Raw genomic sequence first — 20,195 nt, 5'->3', positions numbered from 1 at the left:
TCTTAACGATTCGTCGGGGGCGAATTGGCCTCGATCGCCGTGAAGGTTTCCATGATACGATAGGTGTGCTCGGCCCCCTTCGGCACCACCCATGATGATCCGGGTGTGAGCACAGCGGAGTCGCCTTCGATGGTGATCTCGGCGATGCCGGCAATCACATAACCCACGGTTTCGTAGTCGCTGCGGATCGGCTCCTTGGTGATGCCGGCGGGTTCCGCGTCCCACATGCGCATCGAGATCGACTGGCCTTTTGCGAGATGGCGCTCCCCCGACTTGCTCTTGCGGGTGTGCTCCGCGTCGATGATCTCAATGTCGTGTGCCATGGTCCCGTCCTTACACGCCGAAAAGAAAGACAACGCGACAGCACGCGCCAGGTTTCTATCGGTCTCGATAGTTGTGACGCAGCGAAGAGAGCGCGCCTAGCCCTAACTTGAGCATGGAATCATGCCGCGGTCTCAGAGGCGTGCCGCGTGCCAGGCGATATGCTCGGCCATGAAGGTCGAGATAAACGCGAAGGAATGGTCGTAGCCTTCGCGCATCTGCAGGGTCAGCGGCACACCGGCGGCCGTACAGGCGTCGTTCAGCAGCCAGGGCTTGAGACCATTGTCGAGATAAGGGTCGGCGTCGCCCTGATCGACCAGAAGCTCACGAAAGCGGTGTCCATCGGCCAGCAGCAAGGTGGCGTCATATGTCCGCCACGCCGCCTCGTCCGGTCCAAGATATTTCTCCAGCGCCGGGCGCGACCAGAACGACGTCGAGGGCTGCACGATCGGCGCGAAGGCTGAACAGCTCTTGTAGCGCTCCGGGTTGCGCAGCGCGATCGTGAGCGCGCCATGACCACCCATCGAATGCCCGAAGATGCCCTGCCGGTCCATGTCGGCGGGGAAATTGGCGGCGATCAGGGCCGGCAACTCCTCCGTCACATAGGAATACATCCGATAATTGGTCGCGTAAGGCGGCTGCGTCGCATTGAGGTAGAACCCGGCCCCACAGCCGAATTGCCAATTGTCCGGCTCGTCCGGAACATCGGTCCCCCGCGGGCTCGTATCGGGCGCCACGACGATGACACCATGCCGGGCCGCCGCCGCCCGATACTCCCCCTTGTCGGTCACGTTGGCCTGCGTGCAGGTCAGACCGGAGAGAAACCACAACACCGGCACCGGCCCATGCGCCGCCTGGGGCGGAACGAAGACCGAGACGGTCATCGGACAGGCGGTCGATGTCGCCGCATGTTTATAGACGCCCTGCTGACCACCATGCGCCTTCGCGATCGAGACCGTGTCCATCAGAACACCACGACCGAGCGGATCGACTTGCCTTCATGCATCAGGTCGAAGGCCGTGTTGATCTCCTCGAGCGGCATCGTATGGGTGATCAGATCGTCGATATTGATCTTCCCCTCCATGTACCAATCGACGATCTTCGGGACGTCCGTTCGGCCCCGCGCGCCGCCGAAGGCCGAGCCGCGCCAGTTGCGGCCAGTAACGAGCTGGAACGGACGGGTCGCGATCTCGGCGCCGGACGGCGCGACGCCGATCACGATGGAGGTGCCCCAACCCCGGTGGCAGGATTCGAGCGCCTGCCGCATGACATTGACGTTGCCGGTGCAATCGAAGGTGAAGTCCGCGCCGCCATCCGTCGCATCGACGAGCGCGGCCACGACCTTGTCGGTCCCCACCTCGTTCGGATTGATGAAATGCGTCATGCCGAATTTCTTGGCGATCTCGACCTTGGCCGGGTTGATGTCGACCCCGATGATCTTGTCGGCCCCGACCATGCGGGCGCCCTGGATAACGTTGAGCCCGATGCCGCCGAGCCCGAACACCACGACATTGGCGCCCGGCCAGACCTTACCGGTGTAGACGACCGCGCCGATGCCGGTCGTGACGCCGCAGCCGATGTAGCAGATCTTGTCGAAGGGAGCGTCCTGGCGGACTTTGGCGACCGCGATATCGGGCAGCACCGTGAAGTTCGAGAAGGTCGAGCAACCCATATAGTGGAACAACGGGGTCGTGCCGCCGCCCGTCGGCTCGCAGGAGAACCGGCTGCTCCCGTCCGGCATCACACCCTTGCCCTGGGTGGAGCGGATCGCGGTGCAAAGGTTCGATCGCTGGCTGAGGCAGGTTTTGCAATTGCGACATTCCGGCGTGTAGAGCGGAATCACGTGGTCGCCGACCTTCACCGACGTCACGCCCGCGCCGATCTCGCGCACGATGCCGGCACCTTCGTGGCCGAGGATCACCGGGAACAGCCCTTCCGAATCGAGACCCGAGAGCGTGTAGGCATCGGTATGGCAGATGCCGGTCGCTTTGTTTTCGATCAGCACCTCGCCGGCCTTCGGTCCTTCGAGGTGGACCGTTTCGATGGTGAGCGGCTGATTGGCGCCCCAGGCGACGGCGGCACGAGTCTGCATGGTCGTAATCTCCGATAGGGGACGAACGAAACGGCCGGGCATGAGCCCGCGAACCATCGAATTACCTGAAATGACCGGTTGGCGTATAGAGGGCGAGCAAACACGATCGGCCGAACGCGAAGGACACTCACTGCATGGCGTGGACATGGGCTTGGGTCGCGATATCGATGCTGCTGCCGGTTGGCGCGCCGGCCTGGGCCGATCAGCCGGATGACTTCATCGTCCAGCAGGTTTGCGTCGATGGGGCCGACCGGGCCGTGACCGGCGATCCGGCTCATTGCGGCAAACGCCGCAAGCTCCGCGTCGGCGAAGCCATCCCGTATCGCCGGGTCGATGCCGGCAATTGGCAGGCGCTTTATTCCTATCCCGTGCGCGGCCTCGATGGCGAATATCGGGCCATGGCCGAGAAGGTGTTCGGCGGCAACGACACGAGCGGCTCGTATGGCGATCTCGGCATCCGCAGCGGCTACGATCTCCTGAATGTCGGGCCGGATTATATTTCGGGCATCCGCACCAGCGATCCGGGCGGCGGCGACCAGATTTTCTGGCGCAACGTCAATTGCGAGCGAACCGACGGCTGGATCATGTTTCCGCCTGGCCTCGAGCGCGGGCAGCGCGGCGAGGCGCGCTCCACCCTGAAGATCACGCCGGGTCCGTCGACCGCGTGTCCGCGCATGAAGTTGCTGTTCATCGCGCCGGATTTCACGAGCTGGGAGCGGCCGCTGGAGCCGATCCACTACACCAGCGGCAAGGTGCTCGACACGATCACGTCCGAACATTTCGCCTATGGCGACCCCGAAAATCCCGCTCACGACAATGACAGTATGGAGAAGTTTTACTTCACTCGCGAATATGGCTTCTCGCGATGGGAGGCGTGGGAAACCCCGGCCGGGTGCCAAAAGCGCGCCGCCAAGGCAGGCAAGCCTGTAGCCGACCTTTGTACCCCATCGCCGCTGACGATGTGCAACGGCGACAATCAGGCCACCTTCTTCGGCAAAGCCTATCTCCGGCTCGATTGCCGGGATTCGACCTATTACGTCGCCACCGCGGACAAGCCGTTCTATCCGCTCGTCAATGATGCGGCGCCGGGCGATGTGTTCAACCGCAATCTTGTGACGAACGGAACGATCGCGGATGGCCGTAAAGGGTGGCGTGCGGAGGGCGGGGGGCAGCGCCTCGATGTCGCTCGCGATCCGCGCACCGGCAATGCGGCCCTCCGGATCGATTGCGTCGATTGCTCCGGGGCTGGCGTCAGGCAGGAGATCGTCGTGCCGCCGGGCCATGCCGCGACGGGGCTGCATTGGGGCGCGTCGGTCGAAAGCCAGGGCGGTGCGCCTATCTTGGCCAAACTCGTGCTGACGCTCCACCCCGACGGCCAGCCGCCGCAGCGGATCGAACATGCCGTCACCGTCACGGGGGCATGGACTAGCCTTAACTTCGACATCCCCTGGCGCGGCGGTCCGGAGGGCGACACGCCGGCCACGATCGAATTGCTGGTCGATGGACATGCCGACCTGATGGTCGACGATCTCTATGTCGCGCTGCTCGATAAACCGTGACGGTCGCGTGTTTCGCTGCGCGCCCTCGCGGCGTTAGGATAGGTGACAAGGCGCGAGGCGAACGGAATGCATGACGTGCGGATCGGGATCGGTGGTTGGGATTTCGCGCCTTGGCGCGGATTATTCTACCCGAAGGGGCTGAAGAAAGCGGAGGAACTCGGCTTCGCATCCGCGCATCTGACCTCGATCGAGGTGAACGGCACCTTCTATCGGACGCAGACACCCGAGACCTTCCGGTCGTGGCGCGACGGCACGCCCGATGGTTTCGTGTTCTCGATCAAGGCCAATCGCGCCGCCGCTATCCGCAAGGACCCGGCCGAGGCCGCCCCCGCGATCGAGCATTTCCTCGGCTCGGGTGTGACGGAACTTGGCGACAAGCTCGGCGCGATCTTGTGGCAGTTGCCGGGTGGCCGAAAATTCGATGCCGACGCGTTGCCGCGCTTTCTCGATCTGCTGCCGGCCGAGCGAGACGGCGTCAAATTTCGCCATGCGCTGGAAGCGCAGCACGAGAGTTTCGGCACCGAAGCGGTCGCTCGGCTACTCTCTGAACGTGGGATTGCCCGCGTGATCCTCGACAAGGAGGGTGTCGCGCCGCGCGAGGATATCACGGCTGATTTCGTCTATCTGCGCCTGCAGGGGACTGTCGACGAGCAGCCCGCCGGCTATGAACCCGAGGCGCTCGACGCTTGGGCCAAGCGACTGAAGACGTTTGCCAAAACGCGAGACGTCTTCGCCTATGTGATTTCGGGTGCCAAGCACCGCGCGCCCGCCGCCGCCATGGGGCTGATCGAGCGCGTTAAGTAGGCGAGCCGCGTCAAGCGGCGGCCAGCAGCCCTTCGACCGGCATCTGGGCCGCGATCGTCTCGGCGACGATCTGCGCGGTGGCAGCCGACAGGGTCCAGCCAAGGTGCCCATGCCCGGTGTTGTAGAACACCCCCGGCCTTCGGCCCGCACCGACGCGGGGCAGCATGTCGGGCAGCATCGGGCGCAGACCGGCCCAAGGAACGACCTTCTCGGTATCGATGGCGGGAAACAACTGGCGCGTCCAATCCACCAGCGGCTTGATCCGGTCGGCGCGGATATCGCGGTTGTAGCCGTTGAACTCGGCGGTTCCGGCAACCCGGAATCGATTGTCGCCGAGGCGACTCGTCACGATCTTGGTGGCATCGTCGAGCAGGCTGACGGTCGGCGCGGCGCGGCGGCTCACCTCGTCATCGAGTTGCACCGTGATCGAATAGCCTTTGACGGGATAAATGTTGACCCGGTCGCCGAGGCTCGCGGCGATCGCCCGGCTGCCGACGCCGGCGCAGATCACGACCCCATCGGCCTGCATGGTTTCGATGACCTTCGGCTCGACGCCGATCGCCGAGGCGGGGCTCCATTGGATCGTGACGCCCGAGGCGTCGGCCGCAACGCGATCGACGTCGGCATCATAGACGATCCGGGCGCCCCGGCGGACGCAGGCTTTGGCCAACCCGGTCGTGAATTTATGGATGTCGCCGGTGGTGTCGCTGGCCGTGTAGAAGCCGCCGAAATAGCGGCCGTGGATCGTCGGCTCGATGCTGCGAATTTCATCGGGCGAGACGGCCCGTCGCTCGAGACCACCCTGGCGCAACAGGCCGTTGACCTTGTCGGCATGGTCGAACCCGGCCTTGTCGCGATAGATGTGCAGGATGCCGCGTGAGACCGCATCGAAGTCGATATGCTCGCGTTTTGCCATGGCGAAGAGGTGGTCGCGCGCCAGGATCGCGAGCCGCGTCGTCTCGATCGTGTTGCGCTCGTAATGCGGGATGGCGGCGATGAATTCGGCCATCCAGGACAGTTTGTGCCAGCTCGGCTTGGGGTTGACGAGCAGGGGCGCCGACCGGGTCATCATCCACTTCATCCCCTTCAGGATGGTGGACCAACCGTTCCAGACTTCGGCATTGCTGGCCGAGAGCTGTCCGCCGTTGGCGAAAGACGTATCCATCGCGGCGTAACGTTGACGGTCGAAGACCGTGACCGCATAGCCGCGTTCGAGCAGCGCATAGGCGGTGGTGATGCCGGTGACCCCGGCTCCGATGACGGCGATGTGGCGCATGAGAGGACAACTTCCGTATACAGGTGGACCAGAAGCCAGCCGTCGAGCGGCCAGCTTTCGCGATCCCCATCTGTCACGGGTACCTGAGAGTTTACCCGCGGCGCTTGTCCGACGTCAGCCGGGCAGAACCATCGAGCTTCCCCTTCGGCGGACGCAGTCAAGCGCCTCTCTCCAGATTGTCCTCGGATGCGGTCCGTTTGCCTGAGAGTTTCCGGGGTGGTTGCTCCGTCGGCGCCGCGTCCTGTTCTGTCGAACTGGACGCGATCTCTCCCGCATCTTTGTTTGATGACGCTGTTAGACTCTCATGGTTCGCCATTTTCCGCAACCTGATAGGTGAGGCATTCGGCATGAATGATAGGCAAGTCGCGCCCGCCGAGGCGGCAACCGGCTCGCGCATGATGCTCCACACCCATGTGGCGGGCGCCTCTTGTGAAGCGGTGGAAATCCGGTTATGCACCAACAGATCGACGCGGCGGACGTATTTCGGAGCTGTATCGACATTGCGCTTTGCGCCCGCGCCCATCGTCTAGCGGTCTAGGACGTCGCCCTCTCACGGCGAAAACAGGGGTTCGATTCCCCTTGGGCGCACCAACAATTTCAAAGCATTAGCTTTTCCGCGTAGGCGCAGTGTCCTGTTTGTGTCTGGCGGATGGGGTTGGACCTTACCGCACGTAGCAGCATTTTCACGACGCAACTGCGCAAAACTCGACCAGCGGATAGCGTCGAGGCTGCAGATATAATGCCTTCTCAGCATCCGAAAATTTACCGAGTGTGACACACCGCGTAGCGGTTTGTACCAAAGTTCAGCTTTCATCTTCCGTGTGCCATTTCGATCACATAGAAGGTTGCGTAAGTTGCCGGTAGGCTGCTCAGCCGCGTGTGTCGGCCGAGAGAAGCTGACATTGACTTGGCTCAGGTGCAGTTGGCCACCGGGCCGGCCGAGTGTAACGGGCAGCGTCGTCGCGTCCGACGGCTCCCATATCTTGGAAGTCGTTCAGCGCAGTTTTTCGGCAGGGCTATGCCCGCCGGGTGGACAAACAGCGCTAGCTCATGAACGATTGTCGTAAACCACGTACCGCAGTCGGAAGGATGAATGTAGATGGAGGACATGCAGGAGGGCCCCCTACCTGAAGGCTCATCGGAATCTCAGTCGAGCCTCAGCGAATCAGACTTAGCGTTCTGGGCGAGGCTGCCCGGGTGGAGTGTTCGGGAGCAAGCAGCTTTGCTTCTTGGGCTGAACCCTGAGAGCGAGATGGAACTCGAAGGATCTCGGGAGTACAAGCGTTATTGCTTGATGATGAACAGGGTGCGAAAAGCAGGACAACTTCGGCCTTTCCCAAGACCAAAGTCAGTCCTACGTTGGGCAAGATCGAACAAACTTCCGGTTCCCGATAATGTAAGAATAGCAGTAATCGGCGGGAAGTCATTGATCAATTGGCGTCGGCGCTACCTAGAACTTAAAGCCAGGACCGAGGCACCAAATGAGGAGCACCTCCCTCCCAAAACCAGGAAGTCCTTGGAGACGATTCTTCTTGCCGTAGCCCGGAGATATTACGGTTACCATCCGACAATGAGGAATTCTGCTGCAAAAATGATCTCGGCCGACGCGACTATAAACGGCCGAGTTTTAGTTGGTGAGGAGACGGTCCGGGATCGTTTGCGAGATGCAAATGAGGCGTTGGGGGACGAGTTCGACGTGTACGACACGAGTAGGATATCCACCTAGCGCAAAGCCAAATCCCGCACAGCGCTGAAGCCGGCGCATATTAAAGGCGCTCCCTCGAACCGGAGCGCCCAGTGCAACCTCAGAATTTTCAGTCAACCGGCCTGATTCGTCTGGCCCAGATCATTGCCCCCGCCGGCCCAATTCCCGTCAGCCGGTCCACCTGGTGGGCCGGCGTTAAAGCCGGTCGGTTCCCTCAACCGCTCAAGCTCGGGCCGCGCACGACGTGCTGGCGCGCTGAGGACATTCGCCGTCTCGCCGAGGAAGGGTGGACGGGGCCGGACGACCAGCGTCAATCGGCGCTGACCAAGGCGGTGCGCTATGCTTAAGCACACAAAGCCCCCGCGCCCTCAGGACCGCAAACAGCGCCAAAATGGCGTTACGCCGAAATGGAAGCTGCCTGAGATCAAGCCGGTTGCGGCGAAGCGCAAGCGCCAAGATGACCAAATCCTCGAGGTCGACTGGCTGGCACAGCAGAACCCTGCCATGGCCATCGAGGAAGCGCAGTCGGCCTTCGCGGCCTTCGAGGCGGCGGAGGCCGGTTATCATGATCGCCTCGCTCGAGTGCTGGTTCGCATCATCGCCATCGCTCGTTACATGGACGCCAACTACGAGGCGTGGCGCGAATTTACGCGCCACCCGCTCCTGCAGGGTTTGCGTCAAAAGCCGAAGGACAAGGCGAAGGTCAAGGCAGTCGCCTATGTCGTCGAGCAGGCCGACAACGAAACCGCGCGGGCCCGCGCCAGCAAGCACGCTCGCGCGCTGTCCGGTCTCATGCTGCGCGGCGTCAAGACGGACGATGCTCTCGCGGTGATCAAGCAGGACGGGATCGAAGCCTTGCTCCGCGAAGCCCGCGAGCTGGCGCCTCGGGCACAACCGAAACGTGCACCGAAGCCGGTCGTCGATGACTTCCACGTCATCGACGACCATCAACCAGTACCGGTCAAACAGCGGCGGGTGACACTCGAAATCGAAATCAGCGAAAAATTGCTGGCGAAGGCACTCCTGTCCAAGGGGGCCAAGGGGCGGATCGTGTTCCGCAGCCTCGGGGCCTGCAATGGCACCGAAGTGCGCCCGGAAGGCTGGACCTTCCTGGTTGCCGAGAAGGTTAGCCGCCTCATCCAGCGGCCGAAATCTTCCTGAGCAAATTCAACACCGCATCGGGGGCTGATTCCCCCGATGACGCATCATTAGAACGGAGCAGCAAGTGAAGATAACCACAAGTTTTGATGACTACATGGAGTATTCGTACCCGATGGAAAGTGCTGAGGTCTTTGCTGAGTTGATCGACGTGATCAAGAACCGCGAGACATCCGAACATTTTGATCTAGTGCCACATAGGAAAGGCCGGCTTCTTTCTCATAAGTTGAGCAGCTTAGCGCTGTACCTAGCATCCGAGAAGGCCTTCGCAGCTTTTACGGCCTTTCTCGACGAGTACGAGTTTGACGATCCTGACGACGACGACCCCGACGAGGAATTTCGGCGGAAGCTGGATGATCCAGATTCCTGACATGGTTGCGAGCGAGAAGAGGGGGCTACAACCCCCTCTATCACACGAGCTCCCGTGTCGGCATTTGGCTGACAGTGCGGGGAAGGATGATCACGTCATCGAAATCGACCGTGCGGCGCTTCAGTGACTTCATAGCATAGCCGGTCACGTACTCGGGCCGGTCAGTGATGGAAACGGCGTGCAGCCGCATCAGGGGGTGGCAGGCGTAGAGAGTCCGGTTGGCATTGACATGGACATCGAAGGGGACCTTGAGACGGGTGAAAGGCGGGACCAGCGCGATGGCATGCATGTGGACTCCATCGTTTAGGCGGACCTCCCAGACGGCCTTTCGGGCATGTTTGGGAACCGGCCGGTCGGGAAACACGAGCCACTTCATGCGGTCGCGCGTGTTGACCTGGGAATTGGGATAGCGAAAGACGCGAGTGACGGCTTTGGCGTATGCTTGCTCGACAGCCTTCTCCATCGAGCCATGCACTTCACCATGAGAGCCGTGAAGTGCGTGAAACATGAAGCTGAGAAGGTAAGCTTCATAGCCTTCCTTCATCTCTTCCTTTGTCCAATCCCCATATGATCCAATTATCTGTTTAATCTGAAGCTGTGTATGCATAAACACCTCCATTCTCTTTGGTTGATGTGATAATTTTGTATACTCTCCTGTAATTAGATATGTTAATCTGTATTCATAGTGGTACTGGTCGTTGTATATAATCTGTATGCAATGACGATGTAATTTGTCTTTGTTGTGTATTGATTGTTAAGCTGATTAAACCACTATTATACACATGACTGATCATATGCAGCTGTTTATTTCTGCATTATGTTAGTGCGAGGCGGAACTAAGTGCTGCTGGCAATCCAGTACAGCCTTTCGAACCGTGATGTTAGCTGGTTGAAATTAGTTTACCGGTTTCGGAAAAGCCGTTGCACCCCGATATTCCTGTGTGCGCCGAGGATAGGAATCTACCTCGGTATGCAGATGCCGATCAGATTGGGCGAGCGAGACCTGGGATGGGCTACTGCGGCTCTTGAGCGGTCGTGGCCGGCTTTACGGTACAGACGGTCGCAGCTCCGGCACATTGAATGCGCGGCGTGCTAAGTTCGTGAGTGACAGGCACGTCTCGAGCCGGCATGTTGGCATCGCATCGAAGCACGAAGGCACTATCATGCCGAAATAAAGGGGTCGCCCGTGACGCTGCCAGGGCATTAAGGTCGACTCGGTGCGCTGAGCGTTGGATTTGACAGAGACCCTCAAATTGCGGCTTCTAAGCTCGTGAAGAAACGAACATCACAAATCGACTGGCAGACCGCAGTGCAAGGCGGCGTATACCCGTGGCGTTCGCCGCGAAACTGACCGAGACGACCAGCGCCTGCGTAGCCTCGTGGTTTCGGGCGCGTGAGCCGTCGCGGCTTGCGCCGGCCATTGTCACTCATTTCGAACCCGTCGCGGGTCAGATGATTACGCCGTTTCTCGCCCTCGTCGAGGCTCGCTTCGTCGCCCGTTTTCGCAAGCACGGGTTGTCGCTCCAGACAATCCGGAAGGTGGCGCTCAAGCTTCGCCAGGAACACCGGCTTGAGCATCCATTTGCCACTGAGCGTCGATTCAGAACGGACGGCAAGCGCGTTATGATGGAGGAGGCGCTCGATGATGGCGAACGCCGGCTTCTCGATATCATGACGGAAGAATGGGCGTTCCCAAGCGTGATCAAGCCGTCGCTGTTCGACAGCGTCGTCTATAGCGATGACTTGGCAGTGCGCATGCGGCCATTTCCTGAGTTCCCAGCCATCATCGTGGATCCGCGGTATGCGCTGGGCCGCCCGGTTGCGGAGCCGGGCTGTATCCCGACCAGCACGCTTGCAGCCGCTTATCTTGCAGAGGGTGACGTGAGCGCTGTAGCCGAATGGTATGGCACCGATGACGCCGCGGTCACGCAAGCCGTGGGGTTCGAACAGCGGCTTGCTGCGTGAAGATCAAGTTCGACGAGAATATCTCTCCTCGAATTGTCGCCGCGATACGAGCCATTGAGTCCGACAAGGGGGTCGAGCTCGGTTCCGTCCTGGAAGACTACGGGCAGGGGCAATCCGACCCCGATTGGATGTTCCGATTCCGTCAGGACGGCGGCGTCGCAATGGTGTCGGGCGACCACAACATTTTGCAGACACCAGTCAATCTTGCCGCCTATACGGCGTCTGGTCTCATTTCGATCTGGCCTCCTTCGGGATATCCAGATCTGAAGCGGTTTGGACAGGCCGCGTTTCTAATCCGCTGGTGGCCGGTGATGAAATTGAAGATCCAGTTTTCCAAGGATGGAGACCGATGGCGCCTTCCATTGTCTTTCACCCCGATGCAGGAAGCCCGTAAGGCAATCAACGACCCCCGCATCGACTCCAAGCGTCACTGATCAAGGCGCCGCTTGGTGAGACGGCTAGCTGTAGCGGCTCGCAATGATGTATGCCCGGAACTGCAATAAAGGGCGGTCTCGGGCTTACATTATGTGAGATGGTTCGATGTGGCAGGCTCACATTGATTGAGATGCAAATCACATTGCGTGCGACGGACGCGAGATGTTCGGCGACCGGCCCGGGATCGCGGAGATGGAGGCCACGCTGGATGACAGGCTGGTCGGCTCGGCATAGTGCCGCCAGGAAAACGGACGGTTTCCTTGCGGATGCCTTGGCAGGCAGGGCAGCTTACAAAAATCATCAGAAAACCCGTTGATCTTAGCATCGCGAGGTGGGCTTGTCGCAAACTCCAGGGTAGGCTGCAGATCGGGCTCAGGCCGGCCGATTTTACGCTTTGTTAACCGCCGAAAATCCGAAGCAGAACCCGAGCAGCCGGTTCTGCTCGATCACGGTCCAGGCCTCCGCAAAGCCGAAGCCCTTGCGCAGCCACAGCATGGCCTCGAACCCCTGAATGGAGCGCCGCGCCGTGTTGAAGCTTTGGAAGCCGCCAATCTTCGGCATGTTCTTCTTCACTCGGAAGTGGTCGCTCTCTATCCCTTGCTGAAGGTGCTTTGTGACGTGGTGGACGGGGTCGCGTGACAGCAACCCCTCCTTCCTGGCCGCCACGAGAGCAGGCGGGTAGATGCCCGCCCCATCCGTGCCGATCCGGTCGGGCGACAGCAGAGGTTGGTCCTGCAGCGCCTTGCGGAAGAACCGCTTGGCGGCGTCAAGATCGCGCCTGGCGGTCAGCAGGAAGTCGACCGCCTCGCCTTGCTTGTCGACGGCCCGATACAGGTAGCGCCACTCGCCCCGGACCTTGACGTAGGTCTCATCGACGCGGAGTGACCCGCAATGCGGCTTGCGGAACGGGCGCAACCGGCGCTCGATCAGCGGCGCGTAGGCCAGCACCCAGCGATTCACCGTGCTGTGGTCGACCTCAAGGCCGCGTTCGAGCAGCATCTCCTCGATGTCGCGATAGCTCAGCGGAAAGCGCAGGTACCAGGAAACTGCCTGGACGATCATACCTGCCTCGAAGTGGCGGCCCTTGAAGTCGTCCTTCGAGCGGCGCTTCAGCTTGGCGGCGATGGCGGATAAGATCATGGCAACCTCCCAACGGGAGGCGTAAATTCGGCCGGCGTGGCTAAGGAACCGTCAACGCAGGAAAATTTGCGACAGGCCCGTGAAAACGCGTGAAGCGACGGGCTCGGGTAACGGGTTTCCTTGAGCGGGAACTGGATCGGCGTAGGAGCCTCCCGCTGCCGCTGGAGGGCGGTCCTGGCGTGTTCTAAAGCCTGATCTGCATCGCAAAGATGCCGTTCAGGCTCTCACCGCTGCCCGAAGACTCGGGACGCCGACGAGGGTGATGGCCCGTCTGATATTGTAGGCCAGGGCCGTGAGGCTGAACTCGGCACGCACGTTCTCCAGCCGGCGCATCAGGAAAGTGAAGCGGCAGGACCCAGCCAAGGGTCCTGCCGTCATGAGGGACGGCTACTTGAGGTAGCCGGCCTTGGTCATGGTCGCCGTCGCGGTCGTTTCGGACTTCTTCAGCGCGTCCTGGACGCTGTCCTGCCCGGCCAGGGCACCCGCGATATTCTGTCCGACCGTCGTGCCGAGCCCCTGGAACTCGGGGATCGCCACGAACTGGATGCCGGTATAGGGGACCGGATCCTTGGTGGGATGGGTCGGATCGGCGGACAGAATCGCGTTCAGCACCGTCGAGGCGAAGGGGGCCGCCTTTTGGTAGTCGGGACTGTCATAGGTCGACTTGCGGGTGCCGGGAGGGGCCGCCACCCAGCCCTCCGACTCGCCGACGAGCTTCACGTAATCCTTGGAAGTCGCCCAGCGCATGAAATCCTTAGCGACGGCCTCCTTCTTAGACGAGGTCGGAATCGCCAGCGCCCAGGCCCACATCCAGCTCGACCCGTTCGGCGTCACCGCCACCGGTGCCTTGGCGAAGGCGATCTTGTCGGCCACTTGGCTCTGCTTAGGATCGTAGATCCGGCCGGCGGCCGAAGTCGCATCGATCCAGATCGCGCATTTGCCGGTCGAGAACAGCGCCTGGTTTTCGTTAAAGCCGTTCGCGGTCGCGCCGGGAGGGCCATCGGCCTTCATAAGGTCGACATAGTAGCTGATCGCCTTCTGCCAAGCTTGGCTGTCGAGTTCCGGCTTCCATGTCATGTTGAACCACTGGCCGCCGAAGCTGTTCACCATCGGTCCGACTAAGGCCATGTTCTCACCCCAGCCCGGCTTGCCGCGCAGGCAGATGCCGTAGACGCCGCCGGCCTTGTCGTTGAGCTTGTCGGCAAAGGTCCTCAATTGCTCGTATGTCGGCTGCTCCGGCATCTTTAGGCCAGCCTTCTCGAAGAGATCCTTGCGATACATCGTGAAGGAACTCTCGGCGTAGAAGGGCGCCGCATAAAGCTTGCCGCCATAGGAGAGGCTGGCCTTCACGGGTGGCAGGAGGTCGTCGTAGTCGTAGTCCTTGAAGTCGTCGACCGCATCGAGCCAGCCCGCCTTTCCCCAGATCGGCGTCTCGTAGGCGCCGATCGTGACGACGTCGTATTGGCCGCCCTTCGTGGCGATGTCGGTGGTCACGCGCTGGCGCAGCACGTTCTCCTCGAGGACCACCCACTGGATTTTGTTGCCGGTTTGCTGCTCCCATTTGGGGGACAGCTTCTGCATGATGATCATGTCGCCGTTGTTGACGGTCGCGATCGTGATGTCCTCGGCATGGGCCGAAGCGCCCGCGCCGAGCGCCGCCGCGAAGCCGGCGACGATAGAGGTGATGCCTTTCATTGCGTCTCTCCTGGTTTGCTTGTGTGGTTTGCCAGCGACCCTGGTCTTGCCCGGCTTTTGATCGAGTCGGGATTGTCGCGGTGCCCCCGCGGCCGTCAGCCGTCATGTCCGGCGACGCGGATCTGGATCTTCACGTCGCTCGGAAGCCCCTCGGCGGCCCGGTCGAAGGCTTCGATCCCCCGTTCGAAGGGGAGCGTCGCGGTCACCAGGGGCTTGAGATCGACCTTGCCTGAGGCGATGAGGGCCAGGGCACGGTCGAAGACGTTCGCATAGCGGAAGACGGTCTCAATGCGGATTTCCTTGGCGACCGCGGCCGGCACGTCGAAGCGCACCGGCTCGACTGGCAAGCCGACGAGAACCGCGGCGCCGCCCGGCCGCAAGCAGCGCACGAGATCGTCGAAGGCTCGGGGGCTGCCGCTGGCCTCGAAGACGATGTCGGCACCCCATTCTTCGGTTTCGTGCGCCACGGCCTCGGCCAGCGTCTCGGTGCGCACGTGCACCGGCGTTATTCCGGGATAGCTCGCCGCGATGACGAGCTTGTCCCGGCTCAGATCCGCGATCAGCACCTTCGAACAACCGCCCGCGAGCGCGGCGAGCGCGATCATGATGCCGATGGGCCCCGCACCGATCACGGCGGCGACATCGCCGGGCACGATCCGGGCGCGCGTCGCCGCCTGCATGCCGATGGCGAAAGGCTCGACCATGGCGCCCTCGGCGAAGGACACGTTGTCGGGCAGCTTGAAAGTGAAGGCCGCCGGGTGGACCGCGAAGGGCGCGAGCACGCCGTGGATCGGCGGTGTCGCCCAGAAACGGACGGTTGGATCGACGTTGTAGAAACCAAGTTTCGAGGCGCGGGAGCTGAGGTCTGGAACGCCCGGCTCCATGCAGACCCGGTCGCCGACCGCAAGGCCGGTCACCTGCGATCCGACCTCTACAATCGTGCCGGCCGCTTCATGGCCGAGCACCATCGGCTCGTTGACGACATAGGCTCCGATGGCGCCATGCGTGTAATAGTGCACGTCACTGCCGCAGACGCCGACCGTATGGATGGCGACCTTGACGTCGCGCGGCCCCACGACGAGTTGCAGATCGATGTCACGAAGGCGGATTTCGCCCTTCCGCTCCAATACAAGTGCCTGCATGATTGGCCTCGACCTCTGTATCTTGGCTGATGGCTGTCGCCACGCCTACGATGATGGCGTGCGAGTGTCTTAGGTGGATCGTCCCCGTCGGAAGGGTCGACGCACGTCGTTAGGGCAATCGTTCGGGAAAGGCCGGCATGGACCGGCGACCCTCGGCAGTCTCCTCCAGCAGGTCCATTTCGATGGGCCTTCTCTTTCATTGTCGTTCGGCCAGCCGTCTTGGCAGCGGCAAGGACAGCGACAGCATCCGATCTCTGCCATGTCGGATCTAGCGCGCGCCATGCTGCCGACCTGTACTTTTTTTCCGCTCGACCCGATCCCCACTCGCGGGCGGCGGCCGCTCGCAAATGCGATCACCGATGCGCGCTGCTCGTCGGCTCCATCAGCCCATGCGGCGGCGTGCAAGGCGGCGGTAGGCGGACGGCGTCATGCCGCGCTGGGCGCGAAACACCCGGTTGAAATTGGAGATGTTGAAATAGCCGACCTGGAAGCAGATGTCGGTGACCGGAATATCCGTGTCCGACAGAAGCTTGCAGGCGCGCCCGATGCGTAGTTTGGTGACGTGGCCGATGAAACTGTTGCCGCTGTTCTTCTTGAAGAAGCGGGAGAACCTGCTCTGCCGCATGCCCGACAAGCCAGCGATCTCGGAGAGCTTGATGTCTTTATGGAAATTCTCCAAGACGTAAATCAGGGCGCGCTGGATCTTGTCCAGCGTCGGTGGATCGAGGTCCGGGGCGAAGCTTTCCGAGGAAAGGATCTCGAATTCGCTCGACGTCGCCAGAACGTGCAGCAGGCGCAGAAACAACGACACGCGTTCGAGCCCCGCGGCTGCGCCCATCTGTTCGAGAAGACCGGCCGCGGCCTCTCGTGTTTCGCCTAGGAAGGACAAGCCCCTAAGCGCCCGCGTCATGAAGGGTTCGAGGCGCGCAAATTCCGGGATCGACGCCGCGGCACGCCGGATGCGCTGCGGGTCGAACTGCAGCACGATATCGCGCTTGTCGATCACCTCGCCGGGCCCGGTCGCAGTCACCCAATCATGCGGCAGCCCCCCGCCGACGACTGTGAGATAACCCGGTTCGAAGTGGCCGATGTAGTCGCCGATCAGGGCCACGCCTTCCGCATTCCGAATCAGGTGGATTTCATATTCCGGGTGAACGTTCCATACGTTCCTGATCCAGGGATAGTCGTCGCACCGCCAAAGAAACGTTTCGCTCTCGTCGGTGATGACCTGCTCGAAGACCGGGACGGACATCAACGATTGGTTCCTTGCGGTTCGTTTCAGTTCAGCGATCGTGCATGATACCGTGTTCGGTGCCGAATGCCCGGCTTCTGAGCGCAGAGCGATGATGGACCTCGGTCACGGCCCGTAGATTATGTAGCAGGTGAAGGTTTGCGGGGTAAGCCGAGGAGCGTCCATTAACTGTACTCGCCCATCCACTTGCTTGTGGCCTCCGTGCCGACGATCATGAGCAATGGCCGCGGCGCAATCATCTCGATGAAGTGAAACCCGTCGACCACCGCTGTGCGATCGATGCTGCTCCAGGTGAACTCTTTTGCCGAGCGGGGATGCTGTTTGCGATCGCAATAATAGGGGCTTGTCGCAAACTCCCGAGTAGGTTGCAGGTTGGGTCTGGACGACCCCGGTTCCTCGATGTTGCGATAGCTCAACGGGTAGCGCAGGTACCACAACACCGCCTGGACGATCAGCCCCGCCTCGAAGTGGCGGCCCTTGAAATCGTCCTTCGACCGGCTCTTCAGCTTGGCGGCGATGGCGGGCAGGATCATGGATGCCTCCGGGCGGGAGGCGGCAAACTCGGTCTACATGGCTAACGAAAGGTTAGCGCCGGAAGTTTGCGACAGGCCCGATGAACTTAAGCCGGTGCACATCATCGTCGTCGTAGTCACGGTAATTGCTCGGCTGCCGGTCCGCTGAGGGAACGAGCCCGATCACCTCGTAGTGCCGGATCATCTTGGCCGATACGCCTGACGTCGCTGCGGCCTGCCCGATCTGCATAGACCCTCTCTCCCGAAATCCCTTGACCTTACCACTATGGGAAGGAGCACAACAAGAATAGCGAAAGGCGATTTCGATGGAGAACCAGAGTACGAATAGTGGCGGCTGTTGCGGTAACAAGGCGAGCCCTGCTGAGCCGGACATGGCGAAGCATGATTGTTGCGGCGGCCACGCGCACGATGCCGGGCCGGCGACGATCGCCGATGTCAGGGACCCTGTCTGCGGCATGACGGTGGACCCTCATACGGCCAAGCATCGCGCCGAGCATGACGGTCATCCGTACTATTTCTGCTCCGCCGGCTGCCGGACGAAGTTCGTGGCCGATTCGGCCCGCTATCTCGATGCTGGGAAAAAGGCCGTTGAAGAGCCCGTGCCCGCGGGCGCGATCTACACATGCCCGATGCATCCCGAGATACGCCAGCAGGGACCGGGTTCATGCCCGATCTGCGGCATGGCGCTCGAACCGGCCGTGGTGACTGCCGAAGCCGGCCCGAACCACGAATTGATCGAGTTCACGCGCCGGTTCTGGATTGGCCTCGCCCTGACGGTGCCCGTCTTTGTGCTCGAAATGGGCGGTCATATGTTCGGCATCACCGAGCGGCTGGGCGAGCAAAATTCCAACTGGATTCAGCTGGTGCTGGCTTCGCCCGTGGTGCTCTGGGCGGGAGCGCCGTTCTTCTTGCGCGGCTGGCAGTCGGTGATTAATCGTCACCTGAACATGTTCACGCTGATCGCGATCGGCACGGGCGTCGCCTGGCTTTACAGTATCGTGGCGACGCTGGCGCCCGGACTGTTCCCTTCCGGTCTGCGCGGCCACGACGGCGCGGTGCCGGGCTATTTTGAGCCGGCTGCCGTTATCACGGTGCTGGTGCTGCTGGGCCAAATACTCGAACTGCGGGCACGCGCAGGTACGAGCGGCGCGATCCGCGCGCTGCTGGACTTGGCGCCCCGGTCGGCCCGTCTGGTGCGGGCTGGCGGGCAGGAAGAGGACGTGGTGCTCGACAGTGTTCGGGTGGGCGACATGCTCAGGATACGTCCCGGCGAAAAGGTCCCCGTCGATGGCGTTGTCACGGAAGGACGTTCGGCGGTCGACGAATCTCTGGTGACGGGCGAATCCATGCCAGTCACGAAAGAGCCGGACGCGAAGGTCATCGCCGGCACCCTGAACCAGAGCGGCAGCCTGATGATCCGGGCGGAGCGCGTCGGCCGTGAGACAATGCTGGCGCAGATAGTTCAGCTGGTAGCGGATGCGCAACGCTCGCGCGCGCCGATTCAGCGCCTCGCGGATACCGTGGCCGGCTGGTTTGTGCCGGCGGTGCTGGCGATTGCCGTGCTGGCCTTTTCAATCTGGATGGTGTGGGGACCTGAACCCCGTTTTTCGTATGCGCTGCTGTCCGGGGTGGCCGTGCTGATCATTGCCTGCCCATGCGCGCTTGGTCTCGCGACCCCGATGTCGATCATGGTCGGCGTGGGAAGGGGCGCTCAGGGCGGTGTGCTGATCAAGAGTGCGGAGGCGCTCGAACGCCTGGAGAGGATCGACACGCTGCTGATCGACAAGACCGGCACGCTGACGGAAGGCAGGCCGGCAGTGACCGCGATCCGGACCGCGCACGGCTTCACGAAAGACGACGTGCTTCGCCTGGCTGCCAGTGTGGAGCGCGCGAGCGAGCATCCGCTGGCGCGGGCTGTCGTCAAGGCCGCGGAGGCGAAAGGCCTGACAACTGGCGCGGTCGAGGGTTTCGACGCGCCTGCCGGCAAGGGTGCCGTAGGCACGGTGGACGGCCGTAAGGTGGTGCTCGGCAGCGGTACGTTCCTGCAGGAGCAGGGAATCGACGCATCGCCGCTTGGGCCTGTGGCCGACCAGCTGCGGCAGGAAGGTGCCACGGCGACTTTCATCGCCGTCGATGGGGTAGTGGCCGGGGTGTTCGCCCTAGCCGATCCGGTGAAGGCATCGACGCCGGCGGCGCTTGCCGCTCTGCGGCGGCAGGGCATCGCGATTGTGATGCTGACCGGCGACAACCGGGTTACCGCGGACGCGGTCGCCCACAAGCTTGAGATCGACAAGGTCGAGGCCGAAATCCTGCCGGATCAAAAGAGCGCCGTGGTCGCCCGCTACATGGGGCAGGGCAAGGTGGTCGCGATGGCCGGCGACGGCGTCAACGACGCGCCGGCCCTGGCCGCGGCCGACGTCGGGATCGCCATGGGAACCGGAACCGATGTGGCAATGGAGAGCGCCGGCATCACGCTGCTGAAGGGCGATCTCGTCGGCATTGTCCGGGCGCGCGCGCTGTCGCGTGCCGTGATGAGCAATATCCGCCAGAACCTGTTTTTCGCCTTCGTTTATAACGCTGCAGGGATTCCGATTGCCGCCGGCGTGCTGTACCCGTTCTTCGGCATCCTGCTATCGCCGGTGATCGCCGCAGCCGCCATGGCGCTTTCGTCGGTCAGCGTGATCGGCAATGCGCTGCGCCTCAAATCCGCCCAGCTGGATTGACATCGTTGGACGCCATGCTGCTCCGT

Annotated in this window: 18 protein-coding genes, 1 tRNA gene, 2 pseudogenes and 1 riboswitch; of the genes and pseudogenes, 10 read left to right on the top strand and 11 right to left on the bottom strand. The window is 61.9% G+C overall.

Annotated elements, in window-relative coordinates:
- Window positions 1-2: 2 nt before the first annotated feature.
- The 3 genes from LGH83_RS08980 to LGH83_RS08970 all read right to left on the bottom strand — a co-directional run bounded on the left by LGH83_RS08980 (window position 3) and on the right by LGH83_RS08970 (window position 2,413).
- Window positions 3-323 carry a cupin domain-containing protein gene (locus LGH83_RS08980; protein WP_227401490.1) on the bottom strand — a complete coding sequence of 107 codons (321 nt, stop codon included), beginning with the start codon at window positions 321-323 and terminating at the stop codon, window positions 3-5.
- 132 nt (window positions 324-455) lie between these two features.
- Entirely contained in the window at window positions 456-1,286 is an 831-nt protein-coding gene (gene fghA / locus LGH83_RS08975; RefSeq protein WP_227401489.1) for an S-formylglutathione hydrolase, read from the bottom strand.
- Window positions 1,286-2,413: an S-(hydroxymethyl)glutathione dehydrogenase/class III alcohol dehydrogenase gene (locus LGH83_RS08970; protein ID WP_227401488.1), complete on the bottom strand. Its 1,128-nt coding sequence runs from the start codon at window positions 2,411-2,413 to the stop codon at window positions 1,286-1,288. Before LGH83_RS08970 ends, fghA begins: the two co-directional genes overlap by 1 nt.
- A 134-nt stretch (window positions 2,414-2,547) precedes the next feature.
- Here LGH83_RS08970 and LGH83_RS08965 point away from each other — a divergent pair, with 134 nt between their 5' ends.
- The gene (locus LGH83_RS08965) at window positions 2,548-3,972 is read left to right on the top strand and encodes a hypothetical protein (RefSeq protein ID WP_227401487.1); all 1,425 of its coding nucleotides are present in this window, start codon (window positions 2,548-2,550) and stop codon (window positions 3,970-3,972) included.
- A gap of 66 nt (window positions 3,973-4,038) precedes the next feature.
- On the top strand, window positions 4,039-4,776 hold the full coding sequence (locus LGH83_RS08960; protein WP_227401486.1) for a DUF72 domain-containing protein: 738 nt from the start codon (window positions 4,039-4,041) through the stop codon (window positions 4,774-4,776).
- Window positions 4,777-4,786: 10 nt separating this feature from the next.
- On the opposite strand, the gene LGH83_RS08955 is transcribed toward LGH83_RS08960, so the two are convergent.
- Window positions 4,787-6,052 carry a D-amino acid dehydrogenase gene (locus LGH83_RS08955; RefSeq protein ID WP_227401485.1) on the bottom strand — a complete coding sequence of 422 codons (1,266 nt, stop codon included), beginning with the start codon at window positions 6,050-6,052 and terminating at the stop codon, window positions 4,787-4,789.
- A 179-nt stretch (window positions 6,053-6,231) separates the two neighbouring features.
- Window positions 6,232-6,335: riboswitch (glycine riboswitch) on the bottom strand.
- 232 nt (window positions 6,336-6,567) lie between these two features.
- On the opposite strand from LGH83_RS08955, the gene LGH83_RS08950 reads away from it, so the two are divergent.
- The 5 genes from LGH83_RS08950 to LGH83_RS08930 all read left to right on the top strand — a co-directional run bounded on the left by LGH83_RS08950 (window position 6,568) and on the right by LGH83_RS08930 (window position 9,285).
- A tRNA-Glu gene (locus tag LGH83_RS08950) sits at window positions 6,568-6,643 on the top strand.
- A gap of 508 nt (window positions 6,644-7,151) precedes the next feature.
- Window positions 7,152-7,778, top strand: a complete 627-nt coding sequence (locus tag LGH83_RS08945) for a hypothetical protein (protein ID WP_227401484.1) — start codon at window positions 7,152-7,154, stop codon at window positions 7,776-7,778.
- Between the two features lie 71 nt (window positions 7,779-7,849).
- The gene (locus tag LGH83_RS08940) at window positions 7,850-8,104 is read left to right on the top strand and encodes a helix-turn-helix transcriptional regulator (protein ID WP_227401483.1); all 255 of its coding nucleotides are present in this window, start codon (window positions 7,850-7,852) and stop codon (window positions 8,102-8,104) included.
- A complete protein-coding gene (locus LGH83_RS08935; RefSeq protein WP_227401482.1) occupies window positions 8,097-8,918 on the top strand; it encodes a hypothetical protein in 822 nt (273 codons plus the stop codon). The genes LGH83_RS08940 and LGH83_RS08935 overlap by 8 nt, the downstream gene beginning before the upstream one ends.
- 64 nt (window positions 8,919-8,982) lie before the next feature.
- On the top strand, window positions 8,983-9,285 hold the full coding sequence (locus LGH83_RS08930) for a hypothetical protein (RefSeq protein WP_227401481.1): 303 nt from the start codon (window positions 8,983-8,985) through the stop codon (window positions 9,283-9,285).
- Between the two features lie 40 nt (window positions 9,286-9,325).
- On the opposite strand, the gene LGH83_RS08925 is transcribed toward LGH83_RS08930, so the two are convergent.
- Window positions 9,326-9,829, bottom strand: a complete 504-nt coding sequence (locus LGH83_RS08925) for a hypothetical protein (RefSeq protein WP_227401480.1) — start codon at window positions 9,827-9,829, stop codon at window positions 9,326-9,328.
- A gap of 784 nt (window positions 9,830-10,613) precedes the next feature.
- Here LGH83_RS08925 and LGH83_RS08920 point away from each other — a divergent pair.
- Window positions 10,614-11,249 (top strand): hypothetical protein, encoded by a 636-nt coding sequence (locus tag LGH83_RS08920; RefSeq protein WP_227401479.1) that lies wholly within the window; start codon window positions 10,614-10,616, stop codon window positions 11,247-11,249.
- Window positions 11,246-11,683, top strand: coding sequence for a hypothetical protein (locus LGH83_RS08915; RefSeq protein ID WP_227401478.1), 438 nt, complete (start codon window positions 11,246-11,248; stop codon window positions 11,681-11,683). Before LGH83_RS08920 ends, LGH83_RS08915 begins: the two co-directional genes overlap by 4 nt.
- A gap of 388 nt (window positions 11,684-12,071) precedes the next feature.
- On the opposite strand, the gene LGH83_RS08910 is transcribed toward LGH83_RS08915, so the two are convergent.
- From LGH83_RS08910 to LGH83_RS08885, 6 genes and pseudogenes are all read right to left on the bottom strand, one after another.
- Window positions 12,072-12,824: an IS6 family transposase gene (locus LGH83_RS08910; RefSeq protein ID WP_227401477.1), complete on the bottom strand. Its 753-nt coding sequence runs from the start codon at window positions 12,822-12,824 to the stop codon at window positions 12,072-12,074.
- Between the two features lie 387 nt (window positions 12,825-13,211).
- Entirely contained in the window at window positions 13,212-14,519 is a 1,308-nt protein-coding gene (locus tag LGH83_RS08905; RefSeq protein ID WP_227401476.1) for an ABC transporter substrate-binding protein, read from the bottom strand.
- 95 nt (window positions 14,520-14,614) lie between these two features.
- A complete protein-coding gene (locus LGH83_RS08900; protein ID WP_227401475.1) occupies window positions 14,615-15,661 on the bottom strand; it encodes an NAD(P)-dependent alcohol dehydrogenase in 1,047 nt (348 codons plus the stop codon).
- A gap of 382 nt (window positions 15,662-16,043) precedes the next feature.
- Complete coding sequence (locus tag LGH83_RS08895; RefSeq protein WP_227401474.1) at window positions 16,044-16,772, bottom strand: helix-turn-helix transcriptional regulator; 729 nt, start codon at window positions 16,770-16,772, stop codon at window positions 16,044-16,046.
- Between the two features lie 533 nt (window positions 16,773-17,305).
- Window positions 17,306-17,446 (bottom strand): annotated as a pseudogene (locus LGH83_RS08890) (IS6 family transposase); the annotation flags it as partial.
- A 79-nt stretch (window positions 17,447-17,525) separates the two neighbouring features.
- Window positions 17,526-17,675: pseudogene (locus LGH83_RS08885) on the bottom strand (MerR family DNA-binding transcriptional regulator); the annotation flags it as partial.
- Between the two features lie 142 nt (window positions 17,676-17,817).
- On the opposite strand from LGH83_RS08885, the gene LGH83_RS08880 reads away from it, so the two are divergent.
- Window positions 17,818-20,169 carry a heavy metal translocating P-type ATPase gene (locus tag LGH83_RS08880; RefSeq protein WP_227401473.1) on the top strand — a complete coding sequence of 784 codons (2,352 nt, stop codon included), beginning with the start codon at window positions 17,818-17,820 and terminating at the stop codon, window positions 20,167-20,169.
- Window positions 20,170-20,195: the final 26 nt, after the last annotated feature.

It is taken from the genome of Lichenihabitans sp. PAMC28606, from assembly GCF_020616535.1.
Classification (GTDB): domain Bacteria; phylum Pseudomonadota; class Alphaproteobacteria; order Rhizobiales; family Beijerinckiaceae; genus Lichenihabitans; species Lichenihabitans psoromatis.
This window is presented reverse-complemented; position numbering and strand designations above follow the sequence as displayed.

Excerpts from the sequence above, each read along its gene's own strand:
- LGH83_RS08955 (WP_227401485.1), bottom strand. The coding sequence starts at position 6,052 with ATGCGCCACATCGCCGTCATCGGAGCCGGGGTCACCGGCATCACCACC.
- LGH83_RS08880 (WP_227401473.1), top strand. The coding sequence starts at position 17,818 with ATGGCGAAGCATGATTGTTGCGGCGGCCACGCGCACGATGCCGGGCCG.
- LGH83_RS08945 (WP_227401484.1), top strand. The coding sequence starts at position 7,152 with ATGGAGGACATGCAGGAGGGCCCCCTACCTGAAGGCTCATCGGAATCT.
- LGH83_RS08970 (WP_227401488.1), bottom strand. The coding sequence starts at position 2,413 with ATGCAGACTCGTGCCGCCGTCGCCTGGGGCGCCAATCAGCCGCTCACC.
- LGH83_RS08925 (WP_227401480.1), bottom strand. The coding sequence starts at position 9,829 with ATGAAGGAAGGCTATGAAGCTTACCTTCTCAGCTTCATGTTTCACGCA.
- LGH83_RS08910 (WP_227401477.1), bottom strand. The coding sequence starts at position 12,824 with ATGATCTTATCCGCCATCGCCGCCAAGCTGAAGCGCCGCTCGAAGGAC.
- LGH83_RS08905 (WP_227401476.1), bottom strand. The coding sequence starts at position 14,519 with ATGAAAGGCATCACCTCTATCGTCGCCGGCTTCGCGGCGGCGCTCGGC.
- LGH83_RS08965 (WP_227401487.1), top strand. The coding sequence starts at position 2,548 with ATGGCGTGGACATGGGCTTGGGTCGCGATATCGATGCTGCTGCCGGTT.
- LGH83_RS08900 (WP_227401475.1), bottom strand. The coding sequence starts at position 15,661 with ATGCAGGCACTTGTATTGGAGCGGAAGGGCGAAATCCGCCTTCGTGAC.
- LGH83_RS08935 (WP_227401482.1), top strand. The coding sequence starts at position 8,097 with ATGCTTAAGCACACAAAGCCCCCGCGCCCTCAGGACCGCAAACAGCGC.
- fghA (WP_227401489.1), bottom strand. The coding sequence starts at position 1,286 with ATGGACACGGTCTCGATCGCGAAGGCGCATGGTGGTCAGCAGGGCGTC.
- LGH83_RS08960 (WP_227401486.1), top strand. The coding sequence starts at position 4,039 with ATGCATGACGTGCGGATCGGGATCGGTGGTTGGGATTTCGCGCCTTGG.
- LGH83_RS08980 (WP_227401490.1), bottom strand. The coding sequence starts at position 323 with ATGGCACACGACATTGAGATCATCGACGCGGAGCACACCCGCAAGAGC.